The organism is Streptomyces sp. NPDC058375 (assembly GCF_042723425.1).
GTDB classification, from domain to species: Bacteria; Actinomycetota; Actinomycetes; order Streptomycetales; family Streptomycetaceae; genus Streptomyces; species Streptomyces durocortorensis.
The window spans coordinates 1-7,885 of record NZ_JBHXJG010000301.1 but is presented as its reverse complement, the minus strand read 5'-3'; the positions used below and the strand labels follow the sequence as shown (position 1 = coordinate 7,885).

6 protein-coding genes are annotated in these 7,885 nt (G+C 70.7%); 1 reads left to right on the top strand and 5 read right to left on the bottom strand.

Translation table 11 applies throughout. The features are described 5' to 3' along the window. Nucleotides 1-124: 124 nt before the first annotated feature. A complete protein-coding gene (locus ACFWM7_RS31370) occupies nucleotides 125-1,591 on the bottom strand; it encodes a sensor histidine kinase (RefSeq protein WP_383267084.1) in 1,467 nt (488 codons plus the stop codon). A 359-nt stretch (nucleotides 1,592-1,950) separates the two neighbouring features. Then, nucleotides 1,951-3,033 (bottom strand): SIS domain-containing protein, encoded by a 1,083-nt coding sequence (locus ACFWM7_RS31365; RefSeq protein ID WP_383267082.1) that lies wholly within the window; start codon nucleotides 3,031-3,033, stop codon nucleotides 1,951-1,953. Between the two features lie 207 nt (nucleotides 3,034-3,240). On the opposite strand from ACFWM7_RS31365, the gene nagB reads away from it, so the two are divergent. After that, complete coding sequence (gene nagB, locus ACFWM7_RS31360) at nucleotides 3,241-4,026, top strand: glucosamine-6-phosphate deaminase (protein ID WP_383267079.1); 786 nt, start codon at nucleotides 3,241-3,243, stop codon at nucleotides 4,024-4,026. A gap of 394 nt (nucleotides 4,027-4,420) precedes the next feature. Here nagB and ACFWM7_RS31355 read toward each other — a convergent pair whose 3' ends face one another. The 3 genes from ACFWM7_RS31355 to ACFWM7_RS31345 are packed head-to-tail and all read right to left on the bottom strand — an operon-like array spanning nucleotide 4,421 to nucleotide 7,827. Further along, the gene (locus tag ACFWM7_RS31355; protein ID WP_383267076.1) at nucleotides 4,421-5,950 is read right to left on the bottom strand and encodes a glycoside hydrolase family 3 protein; all 1,530 of its coding nucleotides are present in this window, start codon (nucleotides 5,948-5,950) and stop codon (nucleotides 4,421-4,423) included. 9 nt (nucleotides 5,951-5,959) lie between these two features. Then, a complete protein-coding gene (locus tag ACFWM7_RS31350; RefSeq protein ID WP_383267074.1) occupies nucleotides 5,960-6,823 on the bottom strand; it encodes a carbohydrate ABC transporter permease in 864 nt (287 codons plus the stop codon). Beyond that, nucleotides 6,820-7,827 (bottom strand): carbohydrate ABC transporter permease, encoded by a 1,008-nt coding sequence (locus ACFWM7_RS31345; protein ID WP_383267071.1) that lies wholly within the window; start codon nucleotides 7,825-7,827, stop codon nucleotides 6,820-6,822. Before ACFWM7_RS31345 ends, ACFWM7_RS31350 begins: the two co-directional genes overlap by 4 nt. Between the last annotated feature and the right edge of the window lie 58 nt (nucleotides 7,828-7,885).

Genomic DNA, 7,885 nt, shown 5'->3' with positions numbered 1-7,885 from the left:
CGCCCGCCCCCCCCCGCCTGCGCGGCCCCGGCCGCCCACCCCCGAGGCCCAACCAACGGTCCGCCCCCCGGCGGGGGCCCGGCCGGTACCCCGGGCCGGGCCCCGCTCCGCTGTGTGCGCTCGGTTACTTGAGACCTTGCACCGGGAGGTCCAGCACCACCTGGGTGCCGCGCTCGGGGGCCGGGACCATGCCGAACGTGCCGCCCAACTCCCCCTCCACCAGTGTCCGTACGATCTGGAGCCCGAGGTTGCCGGCCTGCTTCGGGTCGAATCCCTCGGGCAGGCCGCGCCCGTCGTCGGTGACGGTGATCAGCAGCCGCCCCTCGGTGGGCGATCCGCCGCGCACGGCGGAGACCTCGACCGTCCCGTGGTCGGCCACGGCGAAGGCGTGCTCCAGGGCGTTCTGCAGCACCTCGGTCAGCACCATGGAGAGCGGGGTGGCGACCTCGGCGTCGAGGATGCCGAAGCGTCCGGTGCGCCGACAGGTCACCTTGCCCGGGGAGATCTCCGACACCATCGCGATGACCCGGTCGGCGATCTCGTCGAACTCGACCCGCTCGTCCAGATTCTGGGAAAGCGTCTCATGGACGATGGCGATCGAACCGACGCGCCGGACCGCCTCGTTGAGGGCCTCGCGGCCCTGCTCGGAGTCCATCCGGCGGGACTGGAGGCGCAACAGGGCGGCCACCGTCTGGAGGTTGTTCTTCACCCGGTGGTGGATCTCCCGGATGGTCGCGTCCTTGGTGATCAACTCGCGCTCGCGGCGGCGCAGTTCGGTGACGTCCCGGAGGAGGACCAGGGAGCCGATGCGGACGCCCTTGGGCTTGAGCGGGATGGCCCGCAGCTGGATCACCCCGCCCGCGCACTCCACCTCGAACTCGCGGGGCGCGTAACCGCTGGCGACCTTGACCAGGGCTTCGTCCACCGGCCCCCGCGACGGGGCCAGTTCGGCGGTGGTGGTCCCGAGGTGGTGGCCGACCAGGTCGGAGGCGAGGCCGAGACGGTGGTAGGCGGAGAGGCCGTTGGGGCTGGCGTACTGCACGATCCCGTCGGCGTCGAGCCGGATCAGGCCGTCGCCCACGCGCGGGGAGGCGTCCATGTCGACCTGCTGGCCGGGGAAGGGGAAGGACCCGGCGGCGATCATCTGGGCCAGGTCGGAGGCGGACTGGAGGTAGGTGAGCTCCAGCCGGGAAGGGGTGCGCACGGTGAGCAGGTTGGTGTTGCGGGCGATGACGCCGAGCACCCGGCCCTCACGGCGTACGGGGATGGACTCGACCCGTACGGGCACCTCCTCGCGCCACTCCGGGTCTCCCTCGCGCACGATCCGGCCCTCGTCCAGGGCCGCGTCCAGCAGCGGGCGGCGGCCGCGCGGCACGAGGTGGCCGACCATGTCGTCCTGGTAGGAGGTGGGCCCGGTGTTGGGGCGCATCTGGGCGACGGAGACGTACCGCGTGCCGTCGCGGGTGGGCACCCACAGCACGAGGTCGGCGAAGGACAGGTCGGAGAGCAGCTGCCACTCCGAGACCAGCAGATGGAGCCACTCGAGGTCGGTGTCGCTCAGAGCGGTGTGCTGGCGGACGAGGTCGTTCATGGAGGGCACGGGTGGAGCGTACCTGGGGTTACCGAAGGCGTTCGAACCGCTGGGGCGGATGAGCCGTGCAGTGGGGTACAACGATGGACAGGCTCGGCGGTCGGCCCGAGAATGTGGTGCACACGGATGGACACGCGTATTGGTCTAGTCCACAATGTTCTTCAAGACCTCCGCTCTCCCCGCACAGGAGAGTGGACCGAGGCACCCGACGCTCTCTGCCCTGACCGCGCCGGTGCCTCAAGTGGCCGGAGGCACCGCACACCGCCGGCCAGGTATCTCCGGGCTGCGGTGCCGGGCGGGCTGAGGGTCCTGTCCTGGCGCCGCGGCCCGCGGGTGTTTCGGGGGCCGGTCCGCTGTTGTCAGCGGGTCTCGGTGACCTTGGCCAGGGCGCGGGGCGCGTCCGGGTCCTGGCCCCGGGCGATCGTCACCTCGTACGCCAGCATCTGCAGCGGCAGGATCTCCAGGATCGGCTGCAACTCCTCCGGAACGCCCGCCGTGGGCAGCGAGAAGCCGGCCGACGCCGCCTCCACCTGGACCTTGGGGCCGACCACGAAGAGGTCGGCGCCGCGGCCGCGCAGCCGGTCCAGGACCGGCTGGAGGGCCTCGCCGCCCCGGCCGTCGGTGACCACGGCGATCACCGGGGAGACGTTGTCGACCATCGCCAGCGGGCCGTGCAGCAGATCCGCCCCGGAGTAGGAGAGGGCGGGGATGTAGCTGGTCTCCATGAGCTTGAGGGCCGCTTCCTTGGCCGTGGGGTAGCCGTAGCCGCGCGAGGTGATCACCATGCGGCCGGCGAAGCGGTAGCGGGAGGCCAGCGCCTTGACCTCGGCCCGGCGGCCCAGGATCGCGCCCGCGAGGTCGGGCAGGCCCGCGGCGGCCGCCGTGCCGTCGTTGCCGGCCAGGCCCTCCACGAAGAGGTACAGGGAGAGCAGGGAGGCGGTGTACGTCTTGGTGGCCGGGAGCGCCTTCTCCGGACCGGCCAGGATGTCGATGTGGTATTCGGACACCGCCGCGAGCGCGGAGTCCGGGTTGTTGGTGACAGCGAGGGTGACGGCCCCGGCCTCCCGGGCGGCCCGCGTGGAGGCCACCAGGTCCGGTGAGCCGCCCGACTGGCTGACGGTGACGACCAGGACGTCCCGCAGGTCCGGCCGGGCGCCGTAGGCCGTCGTGGTGGACATCGAGGCGAGGCCGCAGGGCAGGCCCAGGCGGATCTCCAGCAGGTACTTCGCGTACAGGGCGGCGTTGTCCGACGTACCCCGCGCGGTGAGCAGCACGAACCGGGGCTTCCGGGCGGCGATCTCGGCGGCGACCTCCTGGATGCGGGGCGCGCCCTGTTCGAGGATGCGCCGCAGCATCGCGGGCTGCTCGGCCATCTCGCCGGACATGATGCGGCCGGGCTCGTCGCCCTGGCCGCTCCGGCCGGCCGGAGGGGTGGCGGACATGTGGGGGCCTCCCTGCGCTGTCGGCTGCGGTGTCGCCGTACCGGACAAGTCGACCAGGCAATTCCACGGGCCGCCAGCGGGCCGGGGCGGGCGGGGAGGCGGGCCGCCGATGCGCGGACTGACCACCGCACAGCTGCCCGATTCTGCTAAATTGGAGTTTGATTGGTCTATACCACCTCCTCCCCTAGTCAGATCGGCAGGCACAGCGTGGAAGTTGTCATCGTCCCGGACGCCGCGGCAGGCGGCGAACTGATCGCGGAGGCCATCGCCGCACTGCTCGCCCGCAAGCCCGACGCCCTGCTCGGCGTTGCCACCGGCTCGACCCCCCTGCCCATCTACCGCGCGCTCGCCTCGAAGGTCGCCTCCGGCGCGGTCGACGCCTCGCGCGCCCGGATCTGCCAGCTCGACGAGTACGTCGGGCTGCCCGCGGGCCACCCGGAGTCGTACCGCTCCGTGGTGCTGCGCGAGGTCGTCGAGCCGCTCGGCCTCTCCGAGGCCTCCTTCATGGGCCCCGACGGCTCGGCCGAGGACGTCCAGGCGGCGTGCGAGGCGTACGACCGGGCGCTGGCGGAGGCGGGAGGCGTCGACCTCCAGCTGCTGGGCATCGGCACGGACGGGCACATCGGCTTCAACGAGCCGTGCTCCTCGCTCGCCTCGCGCACCCGGATCAAGACGCTGACCGAGCAGACCCGGGTCGACAACGCGCGTTTCTTCGACGACGACATCGAGCAGGTGCCGCACCACGTGATCACGCAGGGCATCGGGACGATCCTGGATGCCCGGCACCCGATTCTGCTGGCCACCGGTGAGGGCAAGGCGGAGGCGGTGGCCCAGACCGTGGAGGGGCCGGTCGCCTCGATCGTGCCGGCGTCGGCGCTTCAGCTGCATCCGCATGCGACGGTGGTGGTGGACGAGGCTGCGGCGTCGAAGCTCAAGTTGGCGGACTACTTTCGGGCCACGTATGCGGCGAAGCCGGGGTGGCAGGGGCTGTAGGGCCTCGGCCCTCGCCCCTTGATTCCGTGTTCCTGTAGGGCTCAGGGCCGGGACGCCGTTGTGGTGTCCCGGCCCTTTGCCGTGTGGTGCGGGCCGCCCGGCGGGAGGCCTTGTCCTCAATCGCCGGACGGGCTTGATTTCGGCCCGGCCCGAGGGTCGGGCGCGGGCCCCCGGGCCCCCGGTTTCGTCCTCAATCGCCGGACGGGCTTGAAGTGGCCGGACGGGCTTGCTTTTGGCCCTCCCGGGGATGTGAGCCCGGGCCCCCAGAGCTCAGGGCCTTGTCCTCAATCGCCGGACCGGCTTGAAGTGGCCGGACAGGCTTGAAGTGGCCGGACGGGCTTGATTTTGGTCGGGCCGACTTGATGTCGGCCCGACCGCGTTGGAGTCGTTGCTCTCAGGACTTCGTGTCGGTGAGGGATTCTGCTGCTGCTACGCCGCAGACCCTCGCCGCGCCGTGGGTGGCCAGGTACAGCGATCCCCTCGGGGTCGACTGGGGCAGGCCCATCTCGACCACGATCGTGTCCGGGCGCGCCGCCAGCAGGGCGTCGAGCGCAGCGCCCATCCAGGCGTGCCGGTGCTCGTCGCGGACCACGGCGACGATGCGCCGCTCCCCCGCCGCCGCCAGGATCGCGTCCGCCGGGGCGGTGGCCCCCTCGGTGTAGGTGTCCGTGCCGGTGCCGGGCAGGATCCGCTCCAGCTCGGCGGCGATGCCCCACGGGGTCTCGTCGCCGACCGCGATGTTCGCCTCCGCGCCGAACGAGGCCACGTACGCCGCCTCGGTCAGCCGGTCGCCGGAGCCGGTCACCCGGACCGCGCGGCGGGCGGCTATCAGACCGATGTCGGAGCTGACTCCGGTGCCGGGCGCGGTCCCCTCCTGCACTGCCGCGCCCGACTCCCGGATGTCCCCCCGAGCCCTCTGCGTCCAGGACGCCAGGGCTCGTACACGGGCGGCCGCGTCGGCGAGCCGCTCCTCGGTCAGTTCCCCGCTGCGCACGGCCGCGACGAGGGCGTCGCGCAGCCGCAGCACCGTCTCCTCGTCGGCCAGGCCGCCGCCCACACAGATGGCGTCGGCGCCCGCCGCGAGGGCGAGGACGGACCCGCGCTCGATGCCGTACGCACCGGCGATGGCGTCCATCTCCACGGCGTCCGTGACGATCAGGCCGTCGTAGCCCAGCTCCTGGCGCAGCAGACCGGTGAGGATCTGCGGGCTCAGGGTCGCCGGGCGGTCCGGATCGAGTGCGGGAAGCAGGATATGCGCGCTCATCACCGATTTGGAACCCGCGGCGATGGCCGCCCGGAAGGGGACCAGCTCACGGGCGTGCAGGGTGTCGATGTCCACATCGATGCGGGGCATCGCGAGGTGCGAGTCGACCGCGGTGTCGCCGTGTCCGGGGAAGTGCTTGGTGCAGGCGGCGACACCGGCGGCCTGGAGCCCCTCGATGTACGCGGCGGTGTGCCGGGCGGCCAGCCGGGTGTCGGCGCCGAAGGAGCGGACGCCGATGACCGGGTTGCCCGGGTTGGAGTTGACGTCGGCGGACGGCGCCCAGTTGAGGTTGACGCCGCACTCGGCGAGCCGGCGGCCGAGCTCCTGGGCGACGGCCCGGGTGAGGTGGACGTCGTCCACCGAGCCGAGCGCGAAGTTGCCGGGGAACGAGGAGCCGTGCGTGACCTCCAGGCGGGTCACGTCGCCGCCCTCCTCGTCGATGGCGACGAGGACGTCCTCCCGCTCGGCGCGCAGCCGCCCGGTGAGGGCGGTGAGCTGCTCGGGCGAGGTGATGTTGCGGCCGAACAGGCCCACGGAGGCGAGGCCCTCACCGACGCGGCGCAGCAGCCAGTCCGGTGCGGTGGTTCCGGTGAATCCGGGCTGGAGCACGGCGAGCGCGTCGCGCGTCACCGTGTCCGTGGTGGAGACGAGGGTGGTCATGGGCCCGCACTATCCCTTCACGGCGCCGGAAGTGAGGCCGGTGGCCATCTTCTTCTGGATGATCATGAAGAACACGACGACGGGAATGGCGATCATGGTCGATGCGGCCATGAGGGCGCCGTAGTCCGTTCCGCGCTCGGTCGTGAACGTCATCAGCCAGACGTTCAGCGTGTACTTGGAGTTGTCGTTGATCAGGATGTACGCGAAGAGGTACTCGTTCCACGCGTTCACCAGGGCGAAGATCGACGCGGCGGCGAGCCCGGGGGCGAGCAGCGGGAAGATCACCCGGCGGAAGGCCTGGAAGCGGGTGCAGCCGTCCACCATCGCGGACTCCTCCAGCTCCACCGGGATGTTCACGACGAAGCCGCGGATCATGATCGTGGCGAAGGGCAGCGTGGAGACGAGGTAGACGACGATCAGGCCCCAGTACTCGTCGATCCCGCCCATCGCGTTGAGCTGGGCGTAGATGGGGATGAGCATCGCCGTCGGCGGCAGCATCTGGACCAGGATCATGATCAGGACGAGGGCCTTGCGGCCGAAGAACCGGAACCGGCCGATCGCCAGGGCCGCCAGCGTCGCGATGATCATGCCGCCGACCACCGCGGTGACCGCGACGATGAGGCTGGACTGGATGGCGGTGGAGAAGTTCGGCTGCTCGGTGGCCCGGACGAAGTTGTCGAAGGTGATCGACGTGGGCCAGAGCGTCTGGTCGTAGCTGCGGATCTCCCGGTTGGGCCGCAGGGCGCTGATGACCAGCCAGTAGACCGGGAAGACCATGACCAGGGCGATGCCGAGGCCGAGCAGGTCGAAGTGAAGCCGGCTCTTCTTGCGGTCGGGCCGCAGCGCCTGTGTCGTCTGGGTCGTGCTGCTCATTCGACCTCTCCCGTCTTCATGAGCTGGCGCAGGTAGTACACGGCCACGCCGGACAGCAGCAGCACCGTGATGAGGGCGATCGCGGTGCCCTGGCTGAAGGAGGTGGACTCGAACGCCTTGGAGTAGGAGTAGAGGCCGAGGGTCTCGTACTCCGGCTCGGGCTTGTTGCCGCGCAGCAGCCAGATCTGGCCGAAGACGTTGAAGTCCCAGATCACCGAGAGGGTGGCGACCATGGTGAAGACCGGCTTGATGACCGGCCAGGTGACGTACTTGTAAATGCCGTAGGCGCTGGCGCCGTCGAGGGCGGCGGCCTCCTCCAGTTCCTGGGGGACCTGGGTGAGGGCGGCGTACAGGGTGACGACGACGAACGGGATGGCGCCCCAGACGACCAGCAGCGTGATGATGCCGAAGCCCTGGACGGGGTTGAGGTACCAGTTGTGTCCGAGCCAGTCCTCGCCGACGACCTTGGCGATCAGGGTGTTGATCAGGCCGTAGTCGGAGTCGGCCATGAAGCGGAAGATCGAGGCGGCGACCATCAGCGGCATCGACCAGGCGGCGATGAGGCAGGCGGTGAGCACCAGCCGGACCCAGGTGGAGAGCTTGCGCATGAGCAGGGCGACCAGCAGCCCGATGCCCATGGTCAGGGTCACGCAGATGGCCATGAAGACGATCGTGCGGAAGGTGACCCACCAGAACTCGGAGTCGCCGAGGATGTTGGTGAACTGCTCGAAGCCGACCCAGGGGGCGGGGTCGCCGGTCCACAGCTCACGCCGGCCCATGTCCTGGAAGGACATGATGACCGTCTTGCCGAGGGGGTAGAGGTAGACGGCGGCGATCGCCACGATCGCCGGGAGAATCAGGAAGTAGGGGAGGAGTTCGCCCTTCTTCCGCTTTCTCTTCTGCACCCGGGGCGCCTCGTCGTCGAGGGACGACTTCCCGGTCGCCTGCGGGTCGGGTGGTACGGGGACCGGCGGCCCGACGGCCTTGGTATCAGCGGCAGACACGTGGCTGACCTTCCATCGCGGGTCCGGGGCGGGCCCCGGAATTCACGGCTTTCACTTG

Excerpts from the sequence above, each read along its gene's own strand:
- ACFWM7_RS31350 (WP_383267074.1), bottom strand. The coding sequence starts at position 6,823 with ATGAGCAGCACGACCCAGACGACACAGGCGCTGCGGCCCGACCGCAAG.
- ACFWM7_RS31365 (WP_383267082.1), bottom strand. The coding sequence starts at position 3,033 with ATGTCCGCCACCCCTCCGGCCGGCCGGAGCGGCCAGGGCGACGAGCCC.
- ACFWM7_RS31370 (WP_383267084.1), bottom strand. The coding sequence starts at position 1,591 with ATGAACGACCTCGTCCGCCAGCACACCGCTCTGAGCGACACCGACCTC.
- ACFWM7_RS31355 (WP_383267076.1), bottom strand. The coding sequence starts at position 5,950 with ATGACCACCCTCGTCTCCACCACGGACACGGTGACGCGCGACGCGCTC.